The organism is Streptomyces sp. STAM6 (genome assembly GCF_054963715.1).
This window is the reverse complement of the sequence record NZ_JBUEFZ010000007.1, coordinates 115,155-138,823: the sequence shown is the minus strand read 5'-3', so window position 1 is coordinate 138,823 and position 23,669 is coordinate 115,155. Positions and strand designations below refer to the sequence as shown.

Annotated in this window: 21 protein-coding genes; 10 read left to right on the top strand and 11 right to left on the bottom strand. The window is 71.3% G+C overall.

Going from position 1 to position 23,669, the window contains the following annotated elements; translation table 11 throughout:
* Positions 1-39: 39 nt before the first annotated feature.
* Entirely contained in the window at positions 40-804 is a 765-nt protein-coding gene (locus ACY34K_RS12110; protein WP_462746195.1) for a bestrophin-like domain, read from the bottom strand.
* A gap of 40 nt (positions 805-844) precedes the next feature.
* Complete coding sequence (locus ACY34K_RS12105; protein WP_462746194.1) at positions 845-1,003, bottom strand: hypothetical protein; 159 nt, start codon at positions 1,001-1,003, stop codon at positions 845-847.
* A 606-nt stretch (positions 1,004-1,609) separates the two neighbouring features.
* On the opposite strand from ACY34K_RS12105, the gene ACY34K_RS12100 reads away from it, so the two are divergent.
* The 3 genes from ACY34K_RS12100 to ACY34K_RS12090 all read left to right on the top strand — a co-directional run bounded on the left by ACY34K_RS12100 (position 1,610) and on the right by ACY34K_RS12090 (position 5,875).
* Positions 1,610-2,623, top strand: a complete 1,014-nt coding sequence (locus ACY34K_RS12100) for an SCO0930 family lipoprotein (RefSeq protein ID WP_462746193.1) — start codon at positions 1,610-1,612, stop codon at positions 2,621-2,623.
* A 265-nt stretch (positions 2,624-2,888) separates the two neighbouring features.
* Positions 2,889-3,701, top strand: a complete 813-nt coding sequence (locus tag ACY34K_RS12095) for an SAM-dependent methyltransferase (protein ID WP_462746192.1) — start codon at positions 2,889-2,891, stop codon at positions 3,699-3,701.
* Complete coding sequence (locus ACY34K_RS12090; RefSeq protein WP_462746191.1) at positions 3,698-5,875, top strand: putative bifunctional diguanylate cyclase/phosphodiesterase; 2,178 nt, start codon at positions 3,698-3,700, stop codon at positions 5,873-5,875. The genes ACY34K_RS12095 and ACY34K_RS12090 overlap by 4 nt, the downstream gene beginning before the upstream one ends.
* Before the next feature lie 4 nt (positions 5,876-5,879).
* Here ACY34K_RS12090 and ACY34K_RS12085 read toward each other — a convergent pair whose 3' ends face one another.
* Positions 5,880-6,761 (bottom strand): LysR family transcriptional regulator, encoded by an 882-nt coding sequence (locus tag ACY34K_RS12085; RefSeq protein ID WP_462746190.1) that lies wholly within the window; start codon positions 6,759-6,761, stop codon positions 5,880-5,882.
* 73 nt (positions 6,762-6,834) lie between these two features.
* Between ACY34K_RS12085 and ACY34K_RS12080 the strand changes: the two genes are divergently transcribed.
* The 5 genes from ACY34K_RS12080 (at position 6,835) to melC2 (ending at position 11,832) form a co-directional block, all read left to right on the top strand.
* Positions 6,835-7,545: a succinate dehydrogenase gene (locus ACY34K_RS12080; protein WP_462746189.1), complete on the top strand. Its 711-nt coding sequence runs from the start codon at positions 6,835-6,837 to the stop codon at positions 7,543-7,545.
* A gap of 1 nt (position 7,546) precedes the next feature.
* Positions 7,547-9,496 (top strand): fumarate reductase/succinate dehydrogenase flavoprotein subunit, encoded by a 1,950-nt coding sequence (locus tag ACY34K_RS12075; RefSeq protein WP_462746188.1) that lies wholly within the window; start codon positions 7,547-7,549, stop codon positions 9,494-9,496.
* A 35-nt stretch (positions 9,497-9,531) separates the two neighbouring features.
* Positions 9,532-10,284: a succinate dehydrogenase/fumarate reductase iron-sulfur subunit gene (locus tag ACY34K_RS12070; RefSeq protein ID WP_462746307.1), complete on the top strand. Its 753-nt coding sequence runs from the start codon at positions 9,532-9,534 to the stop codon at positions 10,282-10,284.
* Positions 10,285-10,580: 296 nt separating this feature from the next.
* Complete coding sequence (melC1, locus tag ACY34K_RS12065; protein ID WP_462746187.1) at positions 10,581-10,988, top strand: apotyrosinase chaperone MelC1; 408 nt, start codon at positions 10,581-10,583, stop codon at positions 10,986-10,988.
* A 16-nt stretch (positions 10,989-11,004) separates the two neighbouring features.
* A complete protein-coding gene (melC2, locus tag ACY34K_RS12060) occupies positions 11,005-11,832 on the top strand; it encodes a tyrosinase MelC2 (RefSeq protein WP_462746186.1) in 828 nt (275 codons plus the stop codon).
* A gap of 51 nt (positions 11,833-11,883) precedes the next feature.
* Here the strand turns inward: melC2 and ACY34K_RS12055 are convergent, their stop codons facing one another.
* Positions 11,884-14,250, bottom strand: coding sequence for an ATP-binding cassette domain-containing protein (locus ACY34K_RS12055; protein ID WP_462746185.1), 2,367 nt, complete (start codon positions 14,248-14,250; stop codon positions 11,884-11,886).
* A gap of 9 nt (positions 14,251-14,259) precedes the next feature.
* Positions 14,260-15,270 carry an MsnO8 family LLM class oxidoreductase gene (locus tag ACY34K_RS12050; protein WP_462746306.1) on the bottom strand — a complete coding sequence of 337 codons (1,011 nt, stop codon included), beginning with the start codon at positions 15,268-15,270 and terminating at the stop codon, positions 14,260-14,262.
* 58 nt (positions 15,271-15,328) lie between these two features.
* Here ACY34K_RS12050 and ACY34K_RS12045 point away from each other — a divergent pair, with 58 nt between their 5' ends.
* Positions 15,329-15,817 carry a phosphatase domain-containing protein gene (locus ACY34K_RS12045; RefSeq protein ID WP_462746184.1) on the top strand — a complete coding sequence of 163 codons (489 nt, stop codon included), beginning with the start codon at positions 15,329-15,331 and terminating at the stop codon, positions 15,815-15,817.
* Between the two features lie 30 nt (positions 15,818-15,847).
* Here ACY34K_RS12045 and ACY34K_RS12040 read toward each other — a convergent pair whose 3' ends face one another.
* The 6 genes from ACY34K_RS12040 to ACY34K_RS12015 all read right to left on the bottom strand — a co-directional run bounded on the left by ACY34K_RS12040 (position 15,848) and on the right by ACY34K_RS12015 (position 21,522).
* Positions 15,848-16,075, bottom strand: a complete 228-nt coding sequence (locus tag ACY34K_RS12040; protein WP_462746183.1) for a dodecin — start codon at positions 16,073-16,075, stop codon at positions 15,848-15,850.
* 24 nt (positions 16,076-16,099) lie between these two features.
* Complete coding sequence (locus tag ACY34K_RS12035) at positions 16,100-17,479, bottom strand: LLM class flavin-dependent oxidoreductase (protein WP_462746182.1); 1,380 nt, start codon at positions 17,477-17,479, stop codon at positions 16,100-16,102.
* A gap of 148 nt (positions 17,480-17,627) precedes the next feature.
* Positions 17,628-18,605 carry an ABC transporter permease gene (locus ACY34K_RS12030; protein WP_462746181.1) on the bottom strand — a complete coding sequence of 326 codons (978 nt, stop codon included), beginning with the start codon at positions 18,603-18,605 and terminating at the stop codon, positions 17,628-17,630.
* A complete protein-coding gene (locus tag ACY34K_RS12025; RefSeq protein WP_462746180.1) occupies positions 18,602-19,438 on the bottom strand; it encodes an ABC transporter ATP-binding protein in 837 nt (278 codons plus the stop codon). The genes ACY34K_RS12030 and ACY34K_RS12025 overlap by 4 nt, the downstream gene beginning before the upstream one ends.
* A gap of 7 nt (positions 19,439-19,445) precedes the next feature.
* Complete coding sequence (locus ACY34K_RS12020) at positions 19,446-20,480, bottom strand: ABC transporter substrate-binding protein (RefSeq protein ID WP_462746179.1); 1,035 nt, start codon at positions 20,478-20,480, stop codon at positions 19,446-19,448.
* A gap of 28 nt (positions 20,481-20,508) precedes the next feature.
* Positions 20,509-21,522 (bottom strand): TauD/TfdA dioxygenase family protein, encoded by a 1,014-nt coding sequence (locus ACY34K_RS12015; protein ID WP_462746178.1) that lies wholly within the window; start codon positions 21,520-21,522, stop codon positions 20,509-20,511.
* Between the two features lie 769 nt (positions 21,523-22,291).
* Here ACY34K_RS12015 and ACY34K_RS12010 point away from each other — a divergent pair.
* Entirely contained in the window at positions 22,292-23,542 is a 1,251-nt protein-coding gene (locus ACY34K_RS12010) for an extracellular solute-binding protein (protein WP_462746177.1), read from the top strand.
* The last annotated feature ends 127 nt before the right edge of the window (positions 23,543-23,669 follow it).

The window sequence follows — 23,669 nt, the reverse complement described above, 5'->3', positions numbered from 1 at the left end:
GAATGGGGCACCGAGGTACTCCGAACGGCGGACCGCCGCTCAGCTCCCGGCCTCGGGGAAGAGGGCGAGGAACGGCTCGGGCGTCGCGGACACACCGCGGCCGAACGGTGCGTCGAACGCCCAGATCAGGAAGAGCAGGAACGCGATCAGCGCACTGAACAACCCGGCCAGCAGCAGTTCGCGGAACGTCCGCCGGATCTGGAGCGTGAAGATCAGGCCCACGGTGATCAGCGCCCCGGTGATCAGGCCGAACCACACCACGCCCGGCATCGTCGCGCTCGCGTTCTCCCCGCGGGCGCTGCGGGCGTTGTCCACCGCCGCCACCTGGTCGACCAGCGGCTGGTAGGCCTCGCCCTCGTGGTCGTCGGCGGGCCGGTAGTCCGTGACGCTGCGCCGCAGCTCGCCCAGGAGTTCGGTGCCCTTGTCGGTCAGTTCGCCCCGCTCGGACATGTGGTTCCACTCGGTGTCGACGACGTGCGCGACATACGCGTCGACATCGCCGCGGATGCGCTCGCGCACGGCGGCCGGCCACACCTCGACCCGCACGTCGACCTCGTGCAGGGCCTGCGCCTCCTGGCGGACGCTCTCCTGGGCGGCGCTGCGGCCCTCCCAGACGCCCGCGATGGCCAGCCCGAGGACGATCGCGTACACCACGCCGATCATCATCGTCATGTACTCGATGACGTCCGGTGTCTCGGACGGATCGTCGTCGTCACCGATCCGCCGGTTGTTGATGACGACGATGGTGAGGACCACCGCACACGCGGCGGCCATCGCGATGGACAGAACAAGCCATTCCGACAAGGGAATCTCCGTCAGTCGGTCAGTATCGAGAGGGGGGAACTCAGCGGGAGGAACGGGGCCGCAGCGCTGCGGCGGCGAGCACCGCGGGGGCGGTGAGCAGGAGCATCAGCGACACCATCGACGGGCCGCCTTCCGGTTTGGGGGGATCGGCGCGGCGGTAGGCGGGCAGCGGCGCGTAGGACGGCGAGGGGGGCTTCACGCGGACCGCCGGCGCCGGCGCCGGCTCGCGCACCGGCGGAGCGGGCGGTGGCGGCGGCGCGGGTGGCGCGGGTGGAACGGGCGCGGGTGGGGGCGCCGGCGCGGCGGGCTTCGGAGAAGGACTCTTCGTCGGCGGGGGCGGCGGGGGCGGCGGGGGCGGCGGTGGCGGCGGTGGTGGCGTGGCCGGTTCCGGCGGTGGTGGCGTGGGTGCCGGTGGGGGCGTGGGGCTCGGGCTCGGCCCGCAGGTCAAGGAGCCCGCGGACGAGACCGCCGCGGGGCCGCCGGGCCCCACGGAGGCGTAGGCGCAGGCGTCGGCGGCGGCGGGTGGCGCCGTGCCGGTGGCCAGCAGGCAGGTGAAAGCGGCGGCCGCTGACAGCCGCGCGACGAACGTTGCGTACACCCGCCCGAGCATGATCAAACACATCGGCCGATGGGCCCGGAACAGCGGTGATTCGCCTGATGGAGGGGTTTCCGAACGCCGTGGCTTACGTCTCTCGAAGAAATTTTCCCGGGCCGTTGAACACGGAGCACCCCCGCGCCCGTACCTAGGGTCATGAACGGCGCACCTCGAGGCGTCGCAACTGACCTCCATAATACGGGAGTTGACATGAAGACCAGGCGGAACGCCTCGCTCGCCGTGACCGCGGTGGCCGTGCTCGCACTGACGACCGCATGTGGCCAGGAGAAGGGGGAGCAGAGCCCGAACGGCCAGTCCGTGGGCGCCGCCGCCCCGGCAGGGGCGCCCGCCGACGGTGCGTACGGGTCCGGTGGCGGATACGGATCCGGCGCGGACACCGGTGCCCAGGGCGCGGCCGCCGCCAAGCCGGCCGGCCAGCTCGCCATCTGGGACAGCAAGCAGTTCGGTGAAGTGGTCACCGACAGCGAGGGCTTCACCCTCTACCGCTTCGACAAGGACACCCCGAACCCGCCGAAGTCGAACTGTGAGGGCGACTGCGAGAAGGCCTGGCCCGTGGTGTCCGCCGAGGGGGCCAAGCCCCCGGCCGGTGTCGACGCCTCGCTCATGGGAGAGGTGACCCGTGCCGACGGCACCAAGCAGCTGACCATCGACGGCTGGCCGATGTACCGGTACGCCAAGGACACCAAGGCCGGTGACATCAAGGGCCAGGGTGTCGGCGGTACGTGGTTCGCCGCGGCGCCGGACGGCAAGAAGGCCGCGCCCGGCAACGCCGGTGGCGGCGACGAGGGAGCCGGGGACGAGGGCGCCGGTGAGGAGGCCGGTGGCGGCTCCGGTGCCGACCTCGCGGGACTGTCGGTCCGCAAGGACCCCAAGCTCGGTGAGATCGTGGTCGACAAGAACGGAATGACGGTCTACCGGTTCGAGAAGGACTCGGCCTGGCCGATGAAGACGGCGTGCACCGGCGACTGCCTGAAGAAGTGGCCCGTGGTCGCGCCCGTCGACAAGAACGACGTGGACGGAGTTTCCACGAAGGGCTTCGTGGTGTTCAACCGGCCCGACGGCATCAAGCAGCAGACCATGGACTGCTGGCCGATTTACACCTTCGCGGGCGACAAGAAGCCCGGTGACACCAACGGACAGGGCGTGGGCGGCACCTGGTACGCCGTCTCCCCCGACGGAAAGCTGGTCGGAGCGCCCAAGTAGAGTCCCCACGCGCGCTTTCCGGCCAATCGGGAGTCCGGAGCCCACCGATCCGGATTCCCGCCGGCCCGTCCTCACACACCCGTGTGAGGGCGGGCCGGTTGCACGTGCCACTGGTCTGTGCCCGCACGTGCCAGCGGCGTGTGACCAAGAACGGACCGCTAATTTCCGGTTCCACTCGCTCTCTCGGCGGGCGATCAGTAGCCTCGGCTCGAACACTGGCCATGAACATGGCCGTATCCTCCGTGGCGACTTGTTGGAGACTTCGATGGAGCGTCCCGCCTGGGCCCCGCCAGGTATCGATATTTCGGTACCGAGCGTGTCCCGCATTTACGACTACTACCTGGGCGGCTCGCACAATTTCGAGGTCGACCGGGAAGCCGCCCGCAAAGCCATGGAGTTCATGCCGGGGCTTCCCAAGATCATGCAGGCGAACCGGGCGTTCATGCGCCGCGCCGTCCGCCACGCAGTGGGCGAGGGCGTCACCCAGTTCCTCGACATAGGCTCCGGCATACCGACGTTCGGCAACGTCCACGAGGTCGCCCAGAAGGCCTGCCCCGACGCCCGCGTGGTGTACGTCGACCACGACCCCGTCGCCGTGGCGCACAGCCGGGCCGTCCTGGAGGGCATCGAGCACGCCGGGGTCGTCGGCGCCGACCTGCGCAAGCCCAAGGACATCCTCACCGCTCCCGAGACGCTGCGGCTCCTCGACCTGGACCGCCCGGTGGCCCTGCTCCTCGTCGCCGTCCTGCACTTCCTGGAGGACCAGGACGAACCCCAGCAGGCCGTCGCCGAGTTGCGCGACGCGCTCGCGCCCGGCAGCCTGCTGATCCTCACCCACGCCTCGTACGAGGGCATCCCGCTCACCCAGGAACAGGCGGGCGGGGCCGTCGGCGTGTACCGTGAGATCCGCAACCCGCTCGTGATGCGGTCCCGCGAAGAGATAGCCCGCTTCTTCGACGGCTACGAGATGGTCGAACCGGGCCTGGTGTCGATGCCGGACTGGCAGCCCGAAGGGTCCCCCGAGCAGGAGGATCCATACGCCTTCTCGGGCTTCGCAGGGGTGGGGCGCAAGGCGTGAGCGTCCCCGCGCAGAGGTCGGGCTCCGAGGCGGAGCGGGACGGCCTCGAGGACAGACTCAGACGGTTCGCGACGATCTGGAGCCGGGCGATCTTCCCGGTCACGGCCACGTCCCTGACCCGGGCCGAGTTCGAAGAGCATCTCCTGCCCAGCGCCCGGGTGCTGAGCGACGCCCTGCACATGTGGCCCTTCGACCCGTCGCCCGCGCAGGGCGTGGGGGCCGCACTGGTCGACGCCCACTGCACCGACCCGGACGCCCTCAGCCGCACCCTGGGGGTGGTGGAGTCGTATCTGGTGCTGTACTGCGGGGGCGACGGGGACGCCACCCAGGTTGAGGAACTGCGGGCCCGTTGCGCCCGGTTGCAGCACGCGCTGGCCGCCGGCTTCGCGCACGCCCTGCGCCAGCGCACCCTGGCCGAGCAGGAGGCCATCGCCCGCTCGGCGCTGGCCGCCCGCAGTTTCGCCGAGCAGGCCCTGCACGCCACGGAGGCCCGGTTCCGGGCGGTCTTCGAGGGGGCCGCCATCGGCATCGGCATCGCCGACCTCGACGGCAACGTCCTGGAGGTGAACGAGGCGCTCATCCAGATGTTCGGGGGGCTGGAGAACCGGGTGCGCACCCGCAGGATCAGCGAGTGGGTGCACCCGGAGGACGCCCCGCACGTCTGGAAGCTGTACGGGGAACTCGTACGCGGTGAACGCGACCACTACCGCGTCGAGAAGCCCTACTACCGGGGAGACGGCACCGTCCTGTGGACCAACTTGACGGTCTCCCTGCTCAGGGACGCCGAGGGACGGCCGCAGTACCAGCTGGCGCTGATGGAGGACACCACCGAGCGGCGGCTGCTCAACCTCCGGCTGCGGTACGAGGCGACGCATGACGCGCTGACCGGGCTGCCCAACCGGACGCTCTTCTTCGAACGGCTGGAGAAGGCCGTCTCGGCGGGCGACGGCTCCCGTTTCGGACTGTGCTACCTGGACATCGACGGCTTCAAGGCCATCAACGACAGCCTCGGCCACTCGGCGGGTGACCGCCTCCTGGTGGAGGTCGCCGACCGGCTGCAGAGCTGCGCGACGAGGCCGGGGGAGATGGTCGCCCGGCTCGGCGGCGACGAGTTCGTGGCCCTGACCACCGGCCCGGACACCGAGAAGGAGGTCGGCGAGCTCGCGCACCGCATCCTCGCCGCCCTGGCCGCACCCGTCCGGCTGGACGGGCGGGAACTGACCGTCAGGGGCAGCGTAGGCATCGTGGAGGGGCCCGCCGGGGAACGCGGGTCGGCCGAGGTGCTGCGCAGTGCCGACATCACCATGTACCGGGCCAAGTCGGCCGGCGGGAACCGCTTCGAGCGGGCCGACCCGGAGGCGGACGCCCGAGCCATCACCCGGCACGGACTGACGACCGCGCTGCCCGCGGCCCTGGAGCGCGGTGAGTTCTTCATCGAGTACCAGCCTCTGGTGCACCTCGGCGACGGCACCGTGCACGGCGCGGAGGCCCTGGTCCGCTGGTGCCACCCGCAGCACGGGGTGCTCGGGCCCGACCGGTTCATCCCGCTCGCCGAACACACCGGCCTGATCGTGCCACTGGGCCGCTGGGTGCTGCAGGAAGCGGTGCGCCAGGCCAGGTTCTGGCAGGAGAAGTGCCCCGGCGGCGCCTCCGGCGGGCCGCTGCGGATCAACGTCAACCTGTCGCCGACGCAGCTGCACCACCCGGGCCTGGTCGCCGACACCGTCGACGTCCTGGAACGCTCCGGCCTCGAACCGGGCGCGCTGTGCCTGGAGGTCACCGAGTCCGCCCTCATCGGGGCCGACGACGACCTGCTCAAGCCACTGCGCCAGCTGGCCGACATGGGCGTCGACATAGCCCTGGACGACTTCGGCACCGGCTACTCCAACCTGGCCAACCTGCGCCGCCTGCCGGTGAGCGTGCTGAAGCTGGACCGCTCCTTCACCCAGGGCATGCAGCGCCTGCCTGCCGACCCCGTCGACCTGAAGATCGTCGAGGGGATCGTGTCCCTGGCGCACAGTCTGGAGCTCGCCGTGACCGTGGAGGGCGTGGAGACCGGCGCACAGGCCGAGCAGCTGCGCGAGCTGGGCTGCGACACCGCCCAGGGCTGGTACTACGCCCGCCCGGGGGCCCCGGACCGCATCCACGCCCTGGTGCTGGCCGACGCGGTGTGACCGCTCACTCCCCGCGCGCGAGCAGCAGCCGCTGCAGCTCGCGCGCGGCCCGGGGCGGTGCCACGTCGCTGCGGTGAGCCAGCGCGATCGTGCGGCGCAGCCCCGGCCGGGCGAGCGGGGTCACCCGCAGGTCGCGCCCGGCCCGCGCCGCGACCATCGCGGGCACCACCGCCAGGCCCAGCCCGGCCCGTACGAAGCCGAGCACCGCGTCCATCTCGCCGCCCTCGACCGTGAACGACGGCTCGAAGCCCTCCGCCCGGCACGCGGCGACCGTCAGCTCGCGCAGGTCGTAGCCGTGCCGGAACATCACCATGGGCCGGCCCTGGAGATCGGCGATCCGCACGGGCCTGCGGGGCGCCGGCGCCGCGGCCGACGAGACCACCACCAGGTCCTCCCGCAGCAGCTCCGTGGTGATCAGCGCCGGTGACGGGCTCGGCAGCGGCAGGACGACCAGGGCCAGGTCGAGGCTCCCCCGCGCCAGCTCCCGCACCAGATCGTGCGAGCCGCCCTCCTCGATCAGGAGCTGGATGCCCGGGTGCAGATCGTGGAAGGCACGCAGCACCTCGGGCAGCAGGCCCGTGCACACACTGGGCGTGGCGCCCAGTCGCACCCTGCCCCGCCGCAGCTGGGCGAGCTCCTGCACCTCGTGGCGGGCGGTGTCCGCGTCGGCCAGGATGCGCCGGGCGAGCGGCAGCAGCGCCTCGCCCGCGTCGGTGAGCGCGATATTGCCGCGAGCCCGGCTGAACAGCTCCGCCCCGAGCTCCTTCTCCAGCGCCCTGATCTGCTGGGACAGCGAGGGCTGGGAGACGTGGACGCGCTCGGCGGCGCGGGTGAAGTGCCGGGTCTCGGCCACCGCCACGAAATACAGGAGCTGCTGGAACTGCATAGGATCAGGCTATCGAGATCAGCCGGACCATGTCTTGGACCTCTCGGGGTCCCCGGCTCTAGCGTCTGAAGACATGGCAACGGCAACGCGGACGGGCCCAAACCCGTCCGGCACACGCGGCACGTTCTGGAACTCCACCATCGGCAAGAAGACCGTGATGGCGGTCAGCGGACTGGTGATGCTCGGCTATCTGGTCGCCCACGTCCTCGGCAACCTGAAGATCTTCTTCGGTCCGGGCGAGTTCAACGCGTACGGCCACTGGCTGCGCACCATGGGTGACCCCTTCCTGCACTACTCCTGGGCGCTGTGGATCGTCCGGGTCGTCCTGCTCGCGGCGGTGGCCGGCCACGCGGTCTCCGCGTACCAGCTGAGCAGGCGGGACATCAAGGCGCGCCCCACCAAGTACGTCCACGGCAGGCCACGCGCCAGTTACGCCACGCGGACCATGCGCTGGGGCGGGATCATCCTCGCGCTGTTCATCGTCTGGCACGTCCTGGACCTGACCACCGGCACCGTCCACCCCGGCGGGTTCGAGGAGGGCCACCCGTACCAGAACGTCGTGGACACCTTCTCCACCTGGTACGGCAACGCGATCTACATCGTGGCGATGCTCGCCGTGGGACTGCACGTCCGGCACGGCTTCTGGAGCGCCGCGCAGACCCTCGGCGTCGGCAACGCCGCCCGCGACCGCGCCCTGAAGTTCCTCGCCAACGCGCTGGCCCTGGTGCTGACCGCCGGATTCGTCTCCGTACCCGTGGCCGTGATGACTGGAGTGGTGGGCTGAGATGAGCAAGTACACCGACTACACGACCGGGACACCGGCCGTCGACACCGCAGCCCCCGGCGGCCCCGTCGCCGAGCGCTGGGACAGGCGCCGCTTCGAGGCCAAGCTGGTCAACCCGGCCAACCGCCGCAAGCACACCGTCATCGTGGTGGGCACCGGCCTCGCCGGCGGCTCGGCCGGCGCCACCCTCGCCGAACAGGGCTACCACGTCGTGCAGTTCTGCTACCAGGACTCGCCGCGCCGCGCCCATTCCATAGCCGCCCAGGGCGGCATCAACGCCGCCAAGAACTACCGCAACGACGGCGACTCCATCCACCGGCTCTTCTACGACACCGTCAAGGGCGGCGACTTCCGGGCCCGCGAGTCCAACGTCCACCGCCTCGCCCAGATCTCCGTGGAGATCATCGACCAGTGCGTGGCCCAGGGCGTCCCCTTCGCCCGTGAGTACGGCGGTCTGCTCGACACCCGCTCCTTCGGCGGCGTCCAGGTCTCCCGCACCTTCTACGCCCGCGGCCAGACGGGCCAGCAGCTTCTCCTCGGCGCCTACCAGGCGCTGTCGAGGCAGATCGCCGCGGGGAACGTGGAGATGCATGCGCGCACCGAGCTGCTCGACCTGATCGTGGTCGACGGCCGGGCGCGCGGGATCGTCGCCCGCGACCTGGTCACGGGGAAGATCTCGGCCCACTTCGCCGACGCCGTCGTCCTCGCCTCCGGCGGCTACGGCAACGTCTTCTACCTGTCCACCAACGCCATGAACTCCAACGCGACCGCCGTCTGGCGGGCGCACCGGCGCGGAGCCTGGTTCGCCAACCCGTGCTTCACGCAGATCCATCCCACCTGTATCCCGCGCACCGGCGACCATCAGTCCAAGCTGACGCTGATGAGCGAGTCGCTGCGCAACGACGGACGCATCTGGGTGCCGAAGGCGAAGGGCGACACCCGCCCGCCGGGCGAGATCCCCGAGGACGAGCGCGACTACTACCTGGAGCGGATCTACCCGTCCTTCGGCAACCTCGTCCCCCGCGACATCGCCTCCCGCGCCGCGAAGAACGTCTGCGACGAGGGCCGCGGTGTCGGCCCCGGCGGCCAGGGCGTCTACCTCGACTTCGCCGACGCCATCCGGCGCATGGGCCGCGGCAAGGTCGAGGAGAAGTACGGCAACCTCTTCGACATGTACGAGCGGATCACCGCGGAGAACCCGTACGAGGTGCCGATGCGGATCTATCCGGCCGTGCACTACACGATGGGCGGGCTGTGGGTCGACTACGACCTGCAGACCACGATCCCCGGACTGTTCGCGATCGGCGAGGCGAACTTCTCCGACCACGGCGCGAACCGGCTCGGCGCCTCCGCGCTGATGCAGGGCCTCGCCGACGGCTACTTCGTCCTGCCGTCGACCATCAACGACTACCTGGCCCGCAACCCGCACCAGGAGGCGGTGACCGACGAACACCCCGTCGTCCGGGAGGTGCTGGCCGAGACCGGGGACCGGCTCAGCCGGCTCCTGTCCGTCGACGGCGACCGCACCCCGGACTCCTTCCACCGCGAGGTGGGCGAGCTGATGTGGGAGTTCTGCGGCATGGCCCGCACGGAATCCGGCCTGCGCAAGGCCCTGGAACGGATCCCGCAGATCCGTGAGGAGTTCTGGCGGCGCATCAAGGTCCCGGGGACGGGCGAGGAGTTCAACCAGTCCCTGGAGAAGGCCAACCGCGTCGTCGACTACCTGGAGCTCGCCGAGCTCATGTGCCTGGACGCGCTGCACCGCTCCGAGTCGTGCGGCGGCCACTTCCGCGAGGAGTCGCAGACCCCGGACGGCGAGGCGGCTCGCAAGGACGAGGAGTTCGCGTACGCGGCCGCCTGGGAGTTCACGCGCACCGGCTCGGCCCCCGTCCTGCACAAGGAAGACCTGGTCTTCGAGTACGTCCACCCCACCCAGCGGAGCTACGCATGACCGCAGTCTCCCGGGGGACGACCCCCGGACCCCGGATGTCCGTCACCCTGCGCGTCTGGCGCCAGAAGAACGCCGACGCCCCCGGCGCCATGGCCACCTACGAGGTGGACGGCGTCTCGCCCGACATGTCCTTCCTGGAGATGCTCGACACCCTCAACGAGGAGCTGATCCTCCGCGGCGAGGAGCCGGTCGCCTTCGACCACGACTGCCGTGAGGGCATCTGCGGCGCCTGCTCGCTCGTCATCAACGGCGACGCCCACGGCCCCGAGCGGACCACCACGTGCCAATTGCACATGAGGTCCTTCCGGGACGGCGACACCATCGACGTCGAGCCGTGGCGGGCCGCCGCCTTCCCGGTCGTCAAGGACCTGGTGGTGGACCGCTCCGCGTTCGACCGGATCATCCAGGCCGGTGGCTACATCAGTGCCCCGACCGGTTCCGCCCCCGAGGCGCACGCCACGCCGGTGCCCAAGGCGGACGCCGACTCGGCCTTCGAGCACGCCGAGTGCATCGGCTGCGGTGCCTGCGTGGCCGCCTGTCCCAACGGCTCGGCGATGCTCTTCACGTCGGCGAAGGTGAACCACCTCAATGTGCTGCCGCAGGGCGCGCCGGAGCGGGAGACCCGCGTCCTGGACATGGTCGCCACGATGGACGCCGAGGGTTTCGGCGGCTGCACCCTGAGCGGTGAGTGCGCCACGGCCTGCCCCAAGGGCATTCCGCTGCCGTCGATCGCGGCGATGAACAGGGAGTGGCTGCGCGCGACGCGGAAGGCGCCGCGACGAGGGTGATTCAGGCCAGTTTCCGGGCGTGACCCGGACCACGTCCGCCGCCCCGGATTGGAAGATTCTTCACGAGATTGTCACACTCTCCGCAAGACTTCCGTTCCGGGGCGCAGGCGCCTTCGGTAACAGCAAGATCAACTTTGTTCAAAACTGTACAGATGATGGCGAGTTGTCCGTATCGAGGCCAACCCGTCTCCGCGGAATTCCGCGCTCCAGTGACCCCCTGTAGTCATTGCGGTGCCGGGGGCACATGACCAAACCCCCGGTTGCACCTGACCACCGCACTTTCAGGGGGTTCCTCCATGTCCAGAATCACCCGCCGCCGCGCCCTGGGCGTCGCCGCCGCAGCCGCCGCGGGCCTCGCCGCCGGCCGGGCGCTCACCGCGCCCGCCCAGGCCTCGGCCGCGCCCTCCCACCCCTCCGGCCACCCGGCGCCGTTCGACGAGATCTACCAGGGGCGCCGCATCCAGGGAGGCCCCGCGGAGCGGGCCGGCCATGGAACCGGTCACGGCGGTGGCCACGGGGGACACCACTCCGGCGGCTACGCCGTGCGGATCGACGGCGACGAACTGCATGTGATGCAGAACGCCGACGGCACCTGGATCAGCGTGATCAACCACTACGAGCCGCTCGCCACGCCCCGCGCCGTGGCCCGCGCGGCCGTCCGTGAACTCCAGGGCGCCGCCCTCGTCCCGCTCGCCCTCGTCTGATCCGGAGCCCCGCACCATGACCGTCCGCAAGAACCAGGCCGTACTCACCGCCGACGAGAAGAAGCGATTCGTCGACGCCCTGCTCGAACTCAAGCGCAGAGGCCAGTACGACACCTTCGTCACCACTCACAACGCCTTCATCATGAGCGACACCGACAGCGGAGACCGCGTCGGTCACCGCTCGCCGTCCTTCCTGCCCTGGCACCGGCGGTTCCTCATACAGTTCGAGCAGGCCCTCCAGGCCATCGATCCGAGCGTCGCGCTGCCGTATTGGGACTGGACCGCCGACCGCACCGCCCGTTCCTCCCTCTGGGCACCCGACTTCCTCGGCGGCACCGGCCGGCCCCGCGACGGCCAGGTCATGGACGGCCCGTTCGCCCGCGGCGGCAACCGCTGGACCGTCTCCGTCCGGGTCGACGGCCGTGATTTCCTCCGCCGTGATCTCGGCGCAGGCGGCCGGCAGTTGCCCACCCGGGCCGAGGTCGACTCGGTCCTCGCCATGGAGACGTACGACATGGCGCCCTGGAACAGCTCGTCCGACGGCTTCCGCAACCACCTGGAGGGATGGCGCGGCGTCAATCTCCACAACCGGGTGCATGTGTGGGTCGGCGGCCAGATGGCCACCGGCGCCTCACCGAACGACCCGGTGTTCTGGATGCACCACGCCTTCATCGACAAGCTCTGGGCCGACTGGCAGGCCCGCCACCCCCGCTCGACCTACCTCCCCGCCGCCGGCACCCCGAACGTCGTCGACCTCAACGAGACCATGCGGCCCTGGAACGACGTGACCCCCGCGGACATGCTCGACCACACCCGCCACTACACCTACGACCGCGCAGCCTAGGGCAGCGCTTCTTCCGGATCGGCCCGGCACGATCCGGACGAAGCGCCCTGGCTAGACGGACGCCGGGCCCTCCCTCCCCAGGGCCCTCGCGAGATACGGCGCGGTGCGGCTCCCGGCCGCACCCGCCACCTCCGCGGGGGTGCCCGCGGCGACGACGCGGCCGCCCGCGTCACCGCCGCCCGGCCCCAGGTCCACCACCCAGTCCGCACCGGCCACCACGTCCATGTCGTGCTCGACGACCACCACCGAGTGCCCCGCGTCCACCAGACCGTGCAACTGCCGCATCAGCACCTCGACGTCCGCCGGGTGCAGCCCCGTCGTCGGCTCGTCCAGCACGTACCAGGTGGGACCGCGCCGCGGCCGCTGCAGCTCCGACGCCAGCTTGATGCGCTGCGCCTCCCCGCCCGAGAGCTCCGTCGCCGGCTGCCCGAGCCGCAGGTAGCCCAGCCCCACGTCGAGCAGCGTGCGCAGAGCCCGGACCGCGGCGGGGGTGTCCGCGAAGTACTCCGCCGCGGACTCCACCGTCATGTCCAGTACTTCCGCGATGTTCCGGCCCCGCAGCCGCACCCCCAGCGTCTCCGCGTTGTAGCGGGCACCCGCGCATTCCGGGCACGGGGCGTACGTGCTCGGGAGGAACAGCAGCTCCACCGAGACGAACCCCTCGCCCTGGCAGGCCTCGCAGCGCCCGCCCGCCACATTGAACGAGAAACGCCCCGCCCGGTAGCCGCGCGCCCGCGCTTCGTCGGTGGCCGCGAACAGCTTGCGCACCACATCGAACAGACCGGTGTACGTCGCCAGGTTCGAGCGCGGAGTACGCCCGATCGGACGCTGATCCACCGTCACCAGGCGTTCCACGCCCGGCAGTTCGGCGGAAAGCTCGCCGACGAGGGTCGACTTGCCGGAGCCGGACACCCCCGTCACCGCGGTCAGCGCGCCCAGCGGCAGCTCCGTCTCCAGGCCGCGCAGATTGTGGCGGGTGACCGGCCCGAGCCGCAGCCAGCCCGACGGCTCCCGCGCCCCGCGCGCACGTACCGGGCCCCGCTCGAAGAGGAAACGGCGGGTCGCCGACTCCTCCACGTGCGCGAGTTGCGCCGGTGGCCCGCTGTGCAGCACCCGGCCGCCGTGCTCGCCCGCCCGCGGGCCCACGTCCACCAGCCAGTCCGCCGCCCGGACCACATCGAGGTGGTGCTCGACGACGAAGACCGAGTTGCCCGCCCGCTTGAGCCGCTCCAGGACGACCAGCAGCGCCTCGGTGTCCGCCGGGTGCAGCCCCGCGGACGGCTCGTCCAGCACGTACACCACGCCGAACAGTCCCGAGCGCAGCTGTGTGGCCAGTCGCAGCCGCTGCAGCTCGCCGCTGGAGAGCGTGGGTGTCGCACGGTCCAGGCTGAGATAGCCCAGACCCAGCTCCGTGACGGTGGCGATCCGGGCCCGCAGGTCCGCGGTCAGTACCCGTGCCGTCTCGCTCCCCGTGCCGCCGGTGTCCAGCGCCTCGGCCAGCGCGGTCAGCGGCAGCGCGGCCAGCTCGGCGATCGTCCGGCCCCCGAAGGTCACCGCCAGCGACTCCGGCCGCAGCCGGCTGCCGCCGCACACCGCGCACGGCACGCTGTCGAGGAAACGCTCCGCCCTGGCGCGCAGCGTCTGGCTCTTCGAATCGGCGAACGTGCGCATCACATGGCGCCGGGCGCTCGTGTACGTCCCCTGGTACGGGCGCTGGATCCGGCCCGCCTCACGCACCGGATGGACGGTCACCACCGGTTGTTCGTCGGTGAACAGGATCCACTCCCGGTCCTCGGGGGCGAGCTCGCGCCACGGCCGGTCGACGTCGTACCCGAGGGCGTCCAGCACGTCACGGAGGTTCTTGCCCTGCCAGGCACCCGGCCAGGCGGCGATCGCACCCTCCCGGATCGACAGCCCCGGATCGGGCACCAGCAACTCCTCGCTGGTGCGGTGGACCCGGCCCAGACCGTGGCACGCGGGGCACGCCCCGGCGGCGGTGTTCGGGGAGAACGCGTCGGAGTCGAGCCGGGGCGCGCCGGCCGGATAGTCACCCGCCCGTGAGAACAGCATCCGCAGTGAGTTGGACAGGGTGGTGACCGTACCGACCGAGGACCGTGACGTGGGGGAAGAGCGGCGCTGTTCCAGCGAGACCGCCGGCGGCAGACCGCTGATCTCGCCCACCTTCGGCGCGCCCACCTGGTGGATCAGCCGGCGGGCGTACGGCGCGACCGACTCGAAGTACCGCCGCTGGGCCTCCGCGTAGATGGTGCCGAACGCCAGCGACGACTTGCCGGAGCCGGAGACCCCGGTGAACACCGTGAGCGCATCGCGCGGAATGTCCACGTCCACGGCGCGCAGATTGTGCTCGCGAGCGCCCCGGACGCGTACGTACGGATCATGGTCATGAGGGCCTGGCATGCCCCGAGTCTAGGTGTCCGCGCTGGTCAGACCGGTCAGCCGGGCAAGCCGGCGGTAGGAGTCCAGCAGCGCCCCGCGATCGTACGTACTGGTGGTGACGAGGACCTCGTCGGCGGCGGTCTCCTTCACCACCTCCTCCAGCGCCTCCCGCACCTGCTCCTCGGTGCCGTGGATGTGGCCCCGCAGCCCCGCCTCGTAGAACTCCCGCTCCTTCGCCGTCATCGTCCGCGCCGTGACGCGCTCGGGCGGCGCGAGCGGCGGGAACGAACCGTGCGTACGCGCATACGCCATCGACCAGGCCTCGGGGACCAGCAGCCGGGCGGCCTCCTCCTCGGTGCCGGCGACCGCGACGGTGCCGGCGACCACCACATACGGTGCGCCGGACCAGCGGGACGGCCGGAAGTCCGAGCGGTAGCGCTCGACCGCGGCGACCACCTTCGCGCGGCCCTTCAGATCACCTATCACCAGCGGCAGGCCGGCGGCCGCCGCGATCGCCGCGCCCTCACCGGTGGCGAGAACGAACGGCGGCACCAGCAGCCCCTCGGCGGGGTGGGCGTGCACCCGCGGATGGGCACGCTGTTCGCCGGTGAACCAGCCCAGCAGCTCGTCCAGCCGCCCCGCGAAGTCGTCGGCGTCCTTCTTGTCGCGCCCCAGCGCCCGCCGAATCCCGTCCGTGAAGCCCACCGAGCGGCCCAGCCCCATGTCGATACGGCCGGGGAAGAGGGACTCCAGGACACCGAACTGCTCGGCGACCACCATCGGCCGGTGATTGGGCAGCATCACGCCCCCGGTACCCACCCTGATCGTGCGGGTCGCGGCGGCGACGGCGGCCGCCAGCACGGTGGGGGCGGACCCGGCGACCCCCGGCACACCGTGGTGCTCGGCCACCCAGAAGCGGTGGTAGCCGAGCGCCTCCACCTCCTCGGCCAGGCGAACGGTGTCCCGCAGCGCCCCTGGCCCGTCCCGCCCCTCGCGCACGCGGGAGCGGTCCAGCACGGAGAAGCGCGTCGCGTCGGTCAATGAGCTCACGCCTGATGTCAACGCCTGTGCCGCGCCGGGATTCCCTACGCTGGGCGGCGTGACCCGAAACAGCACGCCACTGGCCGTATTCGACCTGGACAACACTCTTTCCGACGCGCGTCACCGTCAGCGTTTCCTGGAGCGCAGGCCGCGCGACTGGGACGCGTTCTTCGCCGCGGCCCCGCAGGACCCGCCGCTGGCCCGGGGGGTGGAACTGTGCCTGGAGGCGGCGGGGGAGTGCGAGGTGGTGTACCTCACGGGACGGCCCGAGCGGTGCCGCGAGGACACCCTCGTCTGGCTGGCCGCGCAGGGGCTGCCCGAAGGCCGCCTGTACATGCGGCGCAACCAGGACCGCCGGCCGGCGCGCGTCACCAAGCTGGAGATCCTGCGCAGGCTGAGCGGGAGCCGGGAGATCCGGATGCTCGTCGACGACGACGAGCTGGTCTGCGACGCCGCCGAGCGGGCGGGCTTCCGCGTCGTACGGGCCCGCTGGGCCGAGAGCTCCGAGGAGCTGAAGGCGGCCCAGGAGAAGGAGGGCAGGACCTGAGAACCACCGGCCCACGCCCGGTCTCACGCCTCAGGTGGCGCTCTCCGGACCGTCCTCCAGCCGGAACCCGACCTTGATGCCGACCTGGTAGTGGGCGATCCGCCCGTCCTCGATGTGGCCCCTGATCTGGGTCACCTCGAACCAGTCCAGATTGCGCAAGGTCTCGGACGCGCGTGCGATCCCGTTGCGGAGTGCATCGTCCACGCCCTCGTGGGACGTGCCGACGATCTCGGTGACGCGATACGTGTGGTGCGACATGGGGTCTCCTCGTTCGCCCGGTCGTCATCGCCCGGTGGTGCGTCCTTCCACCGTGCCCCACCGGGCCGGGGTCCGCGAGGCGTCGGCCCGGCCGGCGGGCCGGGGCAGACCGTAGTGCTCGCGCAGGGTGCGCCCGGTGTACTCGGTGCGGAACAGGCCCCTGCGCCGAAGCTCCGGCACCACGTGGTCCACGAAGAGGGTGAGCCCGTCGGGCAACACCGGCGGCATGATGTTGAAGCCGTCCGCGGCGCCCTGGGTGAACCACTCCTCCAACTGGTCGGCGATCTGTTCCGGGGTGCCCGCGAAGACCCGGTGGCCGCGTCCGCCGCCGAGCCGGGCGATGAGCCGGCGCAGGGTGAGCCCGTCGCGGCGGGCCATCTCGGCCACCAGGGTGAAGCGGCTCTTGTTGCCGTTGATGTCCCGCTCCTCGGGCAGCTCGGGCAGCGGCCCGTCCAGCGGCAGACCGGCCAGGTCCACCCCGAGCATCCCGGACAGCTGCGCGAGCCCGTACTCCGGCACCTGAAGGTCCGTCAGTTCCGTCTCCAGGGCGCGGGCCTCGGCCTCGGTGGAGCCGATCACCGGGCAGATGCCGGGCAGGATCTTCAGCTCGCTGTCGGCCCTCCCGTACGCGGCCAGCCGCGACTTGAGGTCCTGGTAGAAGGCCTGGCCGTCCGCGAGGCTCTGCTGGGCGGTGAAGACCGCCTCGGCGTACTGGGCGGCGAACTCCTTGCCGTCCTCCGACGAGCCGGCCTGCACCAGCAGGGGGTGGCCCTGCGGAGAGCGCGGCACGTTCAGCGGTCCGCGCACGGAAAAGTGCTCGCCCCGGTGCTCGATCGGCAGCACCTTGTCGGTGTCGGCGTACACACCGCGCTCCCGGTCGAGCACGACGGCGTCGTCCTCCCAGCTGTCCCACAGCCCGGTCGCCACCTCGACGAACTCAACGGCACGCCGGTAGCGCAGGCTGTGCTCCACATGCCGCTCCAGGCCGAAGTTGTGGGCCTCGTCGACGCTGCCGGAGGTGACGATGTTCCAGCCGGCCCGGCCGCCGCTGAGATGGTCCAGCGAGGCGAACTTGCGGGCGACGTGGAACGGTTCGTTGAAGGTCGTGGAGACGGTGGCGATCAGACCGACGCGTTCGGTCACGGCGGCCAGCGCGGACAGCAGGGTGAGCGGTTCGAAGCCGCCGAGCGCGTTGTGGCGGACCTTTCCCCACAGGGCGAGACCGTCGGCGAAGAAGATGGAGTCGAGCGTGCCCCGCTCGGCGGTCCGCGCGAGGTCCTGGAAGTACCGTAGGTCGGTGACCCGCTCGGGCTGGGTGCTCGGGTGGCGCCAGGCCGCGTCGTGATGCCCGGCATTCATCAGGAAGGCGTTGAGGTGCAGTTGGCGTGGGCGTGAGCCGGTCATGACGGTCCTCGTGGTGGGTCGGTGCGCGGGAACGGAGTGCGCGGGGGCGGAGTGCGCGGGGGCGGAGTGCGTCGCGGAGACGGAAGCGCGGGGCGGGGTGCGCGGGCGAGGCCGCGGGGAAGGGCCACGGGGGCGGGGCACGGGTGTGTCAGCCGGAGGCCGGCACCCGCCACGAGCTGAGCCGGCGTTCGACGCTCACCAGCACCTGGTTGAAGAGCACTCCGATGGCGGAGATGGTGATGATGCCGGCGTACATCTGCGGAATCGCGAAGTTGTACTGCGAGGCGTTGATCAGATGGCCGAGCCCCGCCTTGGCGCCGATCATCTCGGCCGCCACCAGCACCAGGATGGACACCGCCCCGGCCAGCCGGATGCCGGTGAAGACGGTCGGCACGGAGGCCGGCAGGATCACCTTCCGGAAGAGCCGGGGTGCGGACAGGTTCATCGACTTCGCCAGCTTCACCAGGGTGGGATCGGCGTTGCGCACGGCGCTGATGGTGTTGAGCAGGATCGGCCAGGTGCACGCGTACACCACGATGGAGATCTTGGAGGTCTCCCCGATCCCCAGCAGCAGGACGAAGACCGGCAGCAGGGCGAGCGCGGCGGTGTTTCGGAAGACCTCCAGCAGCGGTCCGAGCAGGTCGGCGACCGGCCGGTACCAGCCGATCAGCAGCCCCAGCGGTACGGCCACCACGACGGCCAGACCGAACCCGCTGAACGAGCGCACCAGGCTGGCCCCCACATGCTCGGCGAGCTGCCCGCCGGCGGCGAGGTCCCACCAGGCGAGCGCCACCTCGCTGAACGGCGGGAGGAACGTCGCGTCGGCCAGGCCCAGCCGGGGTGCGATCTCCCACAGGGCCAGCAGCGCGAGGACCGCGGCCGATGTGGTGAACGCGGTGAACAGGCCCCGGACCGTCCCGCGCAGCGGGTGCCCGGCCTTCGCGGCGGCCCTCGCGGCTGCCGGGGCCGTGACGCCCCGGGACTCACCACCCGGATCCGCCGGCGGCCGTGACCCGGCGGCGGACTCCCCGGCGGGACCGCCCGCGGCGGCCTCCGGTACCTCGCTCACGGGCGCTCGAACCTCGGTGGGTGCCCCCTTCGTACGCGTGCCGCTTCCGGTGCTCATGCGGCGACTCCTTCCTTCTCCAATTGCTGGGCCCTGGCCACCTCGTCGTGCAGCAGCTCCCAGATACGACGGCGGTAGGACGCGAACTCGGGACTGGAGCGGAGGTCGTCCGCCGCGGCCCGGGCGGGGAACGAGATCGGCACGACCTCCTTGACGCGGCCCGGCCGCGAGGTCAGTACGGCCACCCGCTGCCCCAGATAGACGGCCTCCTCGATGCTGTGGGTGATGAACAGGATCGTCTTGCCGGTGCGTTGCCAGATCCGCAGCAGTTCGTCCTGCAGCGACTCGCGCGTCTGCGCGTCCAGTGCCGCGAACGGCTCGTCCATCAGCAGCACATCGGGGTCGTACGCCAGGCTCCGGGCGATGGCGACCCGCTGGCGCATCCCGCCCGACAGCTCGTGCGGATGCCGGTCCTCGAACCCCGACAGCCCCACCAGGTCCAGATACTCACCGGCCCGCGCCGCGCGCTCGCGGCGCGGTACGCCGGTCGCCTCGAGCCCGAACTCGACATTGCCCCGGGCCGTGCGCCAGGGCAGCAGCGCGTACTGCTGGAAGACGATGCCCCGGTCGACGCCCGGTCCGGTCACCGGCTCACCGTCCAGCAGGATCCGCCCGGCCGTGACGGTCGTCAGGCCGCCCAGCAGATCCAGCAGTGTCGACTTCCCGCAGCCGCTGGGGCCGACGACGACCACGAACTCGCCCGCGGTGATCCGCAGGTCGATGCCGTCGAGAGCGGTGAACTCCGACGCCTGCCGCACTCCCGCACGGCTCCTGACCGGGAACGTCTTGCGCACCCGCTCGAATGCGATTTTGGGAATCCTGGACTCGGTCATGGGCGGCTCAGCTCCCGCTTCCCTTGCCGTACGCGTTGAACTCGTTGGTGTAGAGCCCGGACGCCTCGACCCGGTCCTTGTCGATGTCGCCGCGTCCGCCCAGCCACTCGATCCACAGCTGGAACTGCTTGTCGGTGATCCGGCCGCCCGTCTCGGCGACGCCGAAGGACTTCCAGTACTTCAGCGTCGAGGCGTCCTCGTTGCGCTTGCGTGTGCGCACGATCTCGGTCATCCGGGCCACGACCTCCTCGCGGGGTGTGGTGCGGGCCCACTCGATCGCCTTCGCCACGCCGGTGACGAACGTCCGTGCCGTGTCCGGGTTCTGCTCGAGGAAGCGGTCCGTCATGATGTACGTCCCGGCGCTGAACGCGCCCAGGAGCTGATGGTCGGTGAAGATCGGCCGGATGCCGCCGGCCGCCAGCGCCTTGTCCCGCAGGATGCCGCCGAGCACCGCCACCTCGATCTGGCGCCGGCGCAGCGACTGCTCGGTGTTGACCGGCGGCAGCGCCAGCGGCTCGACCCTCTCGATGTCGGCCTGCGACAGTCCGTTGCGCTGCAGGTAGATACCGAGCATCGCCTCGGCGTGGGCGCCGAGGGTGTTCATCCCGACCTTCTTGCCGATGAGGTCGCGGGCCGAGCGGATCGGGCTGTCCTCCAGCACGTAGTAGCCGCTGTAGGCGTGCTGGTCTGACCCGTAGTAACTGATCACGGCCTTGACGGGGGCGTCGTTCGCGGCCAGTTTGACGACCGCGCCGTTGAACGCGCCGCCGAAGTCGGTCTGGCCGGTGGCCGCGGACTGGATGTCCTGCGGCCCGCTGGTGGTGTTGCCGATCCACTGGAGCTTGACGTCCTCCAGATGGCCGAGGTCCTCGGCCAGCTCCGGGAGCGTGACCTGGCCGGCCCAGCCCTGGTACCTGAGGGTGTTCGTCCGAGCCCCGCCGGAGGAGCCCCCGGTGGTGGCCCGGCCGCAGCTCACCGCGGCCGCCGATATGCCGAGGAGGGCGAGGAACTGGCGCCGGGATGTCGCCGTCGAGGTGGGCATGGTGGTTCCTTTGCGAGGTCGGGGCGTGTCAGGCGGAGCTCGGGGTGGCGGGCGTCGTGGTGGTGGAGGCGCCCGACGCGATGCCGAACGCCGGGTCGGGTACGTCGTCCGGCTCCAGCAGCACCGAGGCCCGGCCGTCGACCCCCACCGGGATGTCGCCGTCGACGGTCACGCGACGCAGCTTGCGCTCGTGGTCGCCGGAGTCGTCCACGCCGTAGTGCTGGGTGGCCCGGTTGTCCCAGATGGCGACGTCGCCCTCCTGCCACCGCCAGCGCACGGTGTTCTCGGGGCGCTCGATGTACGACTGGAAGAGGTTCACGAGAGCGGCCGAGTCCGCGGCGGGGACGCCGCTGATGCGCTGGACGAAGTTCCCGAGCAGCAGACCGCGTTCACCGGTCTCGGGGTGCACGCGCACGACGGGGTGCTCGGTGCGGAATTCGGTGGAGGTGAACACCTCGCGGTACTGCGCGAGTGCCTCCGGCAGTGCGTCCGGGCGCACCGCCGCGTAGTCGTAGACGTTGGAGTGCTCGGCGCGCAGGCCGTCGGCGAGCGTGCGCAGCGGCTCGGGCAGGTTCTCGTACGCCGCGACGGTGTTGGCCCACAGGGTGTCACCGCCGTGGGGCGGCACGGTCACGGCACGGAGGATGGAGAACGCGGGATAGGCCGGCACGAACGTGACGTCGGTGTGCCACTGATTGGCCCGTGCGCCGTGGTCGGAGTCGATGCCCAGGGAGTAACGACCGTCGGCCGAGGGCACGGTGGGGTGTGCCACCGGGGTGCCGAGCAGCCGGGCGAATCCCTCGTGGTCCTCCTCCGTGAGGTGGTGCTGGCCGCGGAAGAAGACGACCTTGTGGGCGAGCAGCGCGGAGCGCACGGCAGTCACGGTCTCCGGCGCGAGGTCCGGTCCGAGTCGGACACCGGAGATCACCGCGCCGATCCGGCCGCCGATCCGGTCCACGGCCGGTTCCGTGGTGGCCGGGAGGCCGGTTTCGAGCTCGCTCGGGGCATCGGCGTGGAGGTCGTTCGTGGTCGTGGACGTCATGGCGTGTTCCTTTCTGCGGCTCCCCGGCCACCCGGCAGCCCGAAAGGACCGGCGGGAGGCGGCGGGGCAGGCGAACGGGAAGGTGAAGAGGTGAGCGCGAGGTGCGCGGGAGGGTGACCGCGAGGGGGGGTGGGAAGGTGAGCGCGAGGGGGGACGAGCCGGGATCGCGCGATGCGTTGCGCCGGTGGGCAGGCCTTCCGGGGAGGTGGCCCCGGACGGGCTGCGCGGTACGAGAATCCGGACCCGGTGGCGCGGACTCAGACGCGTGGCATCGCCGTACAGCGGCTCGTACACGCCTGCGGCGCGGTGCGCCGGCTCAGGCCGTGGAGCCTCGTCGGGGAGATGCTCGTCGCGGACATGGCCCGGAGCGTGACAGCGGCGTCCGGCAGTGGTCAAGGGCGGTACGGGCGACGCCGCCGCCGCTGCCGCCCGGTCGGACCGGCGCTCCCGGGGGCCGTGGGTCGACACCGCCATTGTGCCCGCGCACCGGCTCCGAGCTGCGGATTCCTCTGTCGGGGTGAAGACCGCCAGGGACCGTTTCCGGCCATGTCCCGTGCGGCGATCCGGGCGCCGACGATTTCACGCCCACGCAATCCCCGGGCCATGACCGGCAACAGACGGGTGCCGGACCACTCCCCACGCGGAGGGGCTTGACCCCAGCATTGGTCCATACCAAAATCCAGCCATCCGCCCGTGCGAACCCGCTTCGCTCCCCCACGTCGGGTCCCGTCCCTGCAGATCCCCTTGCACCAGCGCAAAGGTGACCTACGTGAAGAAGCGTCTCGCCGCATGTTCCGGCGCCCTCCTGGCGGCCCTCGTACCGACCGGCTGCGGGCTCCTGCCCACCGGGGAGGACGCACCCCGCACGGTCAGGGTGTGGCTGATGAAGGACAGCGTCTCCGACGACTTCCTGGAGCGGTTCACCAGCACCTACGAGCGGGAACACCCCTCCGTCCGGCTGGAAGTGACCTTCCAGGAGTGGACCGGCATCGGCGGCAAGGTCACCGCCGCCCTGCGGAGCGACGACGCCCCCGACATCATCGAGGTCGGCAACACCCAGGTCGCCCAGTACGCCGAGACCGAACTCCTCTACGACCTCACGCTCGAATCGGTGCGCGACCTGGGCCGGGACGACTGGCTGCCCGGACTCGCCGAACCCGGCCGGATCAACGGCTCGCAGTACGGCATCCCCTGGTACGCGGCCAACCGCGTCGTCATCCACCGCAAGGACCTCTTCAAGCGGGCCGGGATCGACAAGCCCCCCAGAACGCGCGAGCAGTGGCTCGACGACACCGGGAAGCTCAACGAGAGCGGCTCACAGGGCATCTACCTGGCCGGCCAGGACTGGTACACCCTCGCCGGGTTCATCTGGGACGAGGGCGGTGAACTGGCCGTCGAGAAGGGCGGTGGGTGGGTCGGCGCACTCGACAGCGCCGCCGCGCTCAAGGGCATGGACTTCTACAAGGAACTCCAGTCCCTCGGCCAGGGCCCCGTGGACGCGGACGAGGAGACTCCGCCGCAGGCCGACGTCTTCGCCCGCGGCAATGTCGCCCAGATCATCGCGCCGCCCAGCGTCGCCGCCGTCATCCAGCGGAAGAACCCCGCCCTCAAAGGCAAGCTCGGCTTCTTCCCCATCCCCGGCAAGACCGCCGACAAGCCGTGCGCCGTCTTCACCGGGGGCTCCGACCTGATCATCCCGGAGAACGCCCGCGAACGCGACGCCGCCATCGACGTCGTCAAGGCGCTGGCGAGCGAGAAGTGGCAGACGGACCTCGCCCGCACCATGAGCTACGTCCCCAACAAGTCCTCCCTGGCGTCCGTCGTCGAGGGCCAGGAAGCCACCGCCGCGATGGCCGTGGGTGCCGCGCGCGGCCGGGCCACCCCCAAGTCGCCCCAATGGGCCTCCGTCGAGGCGGACAACCCCATCAAGCCCTACATGACGGCGGTCCTGCGGGGCCGGGACGCCGAGACCGCGGCGCGAGCGGCCTCGGAGAAGATCACCGCCGCGCTCGCGGGCTGACCTTCGCGGACCGACCTTCGCGAGGGCTGACCTCGGCGCGTGACCTCCGGCCCGGCCGTACCCGTCCGGGCCGATACCGGTCATTCAGCCGTCGCACATCCCTGATCCGCCGAGCGGTCATGTCGAA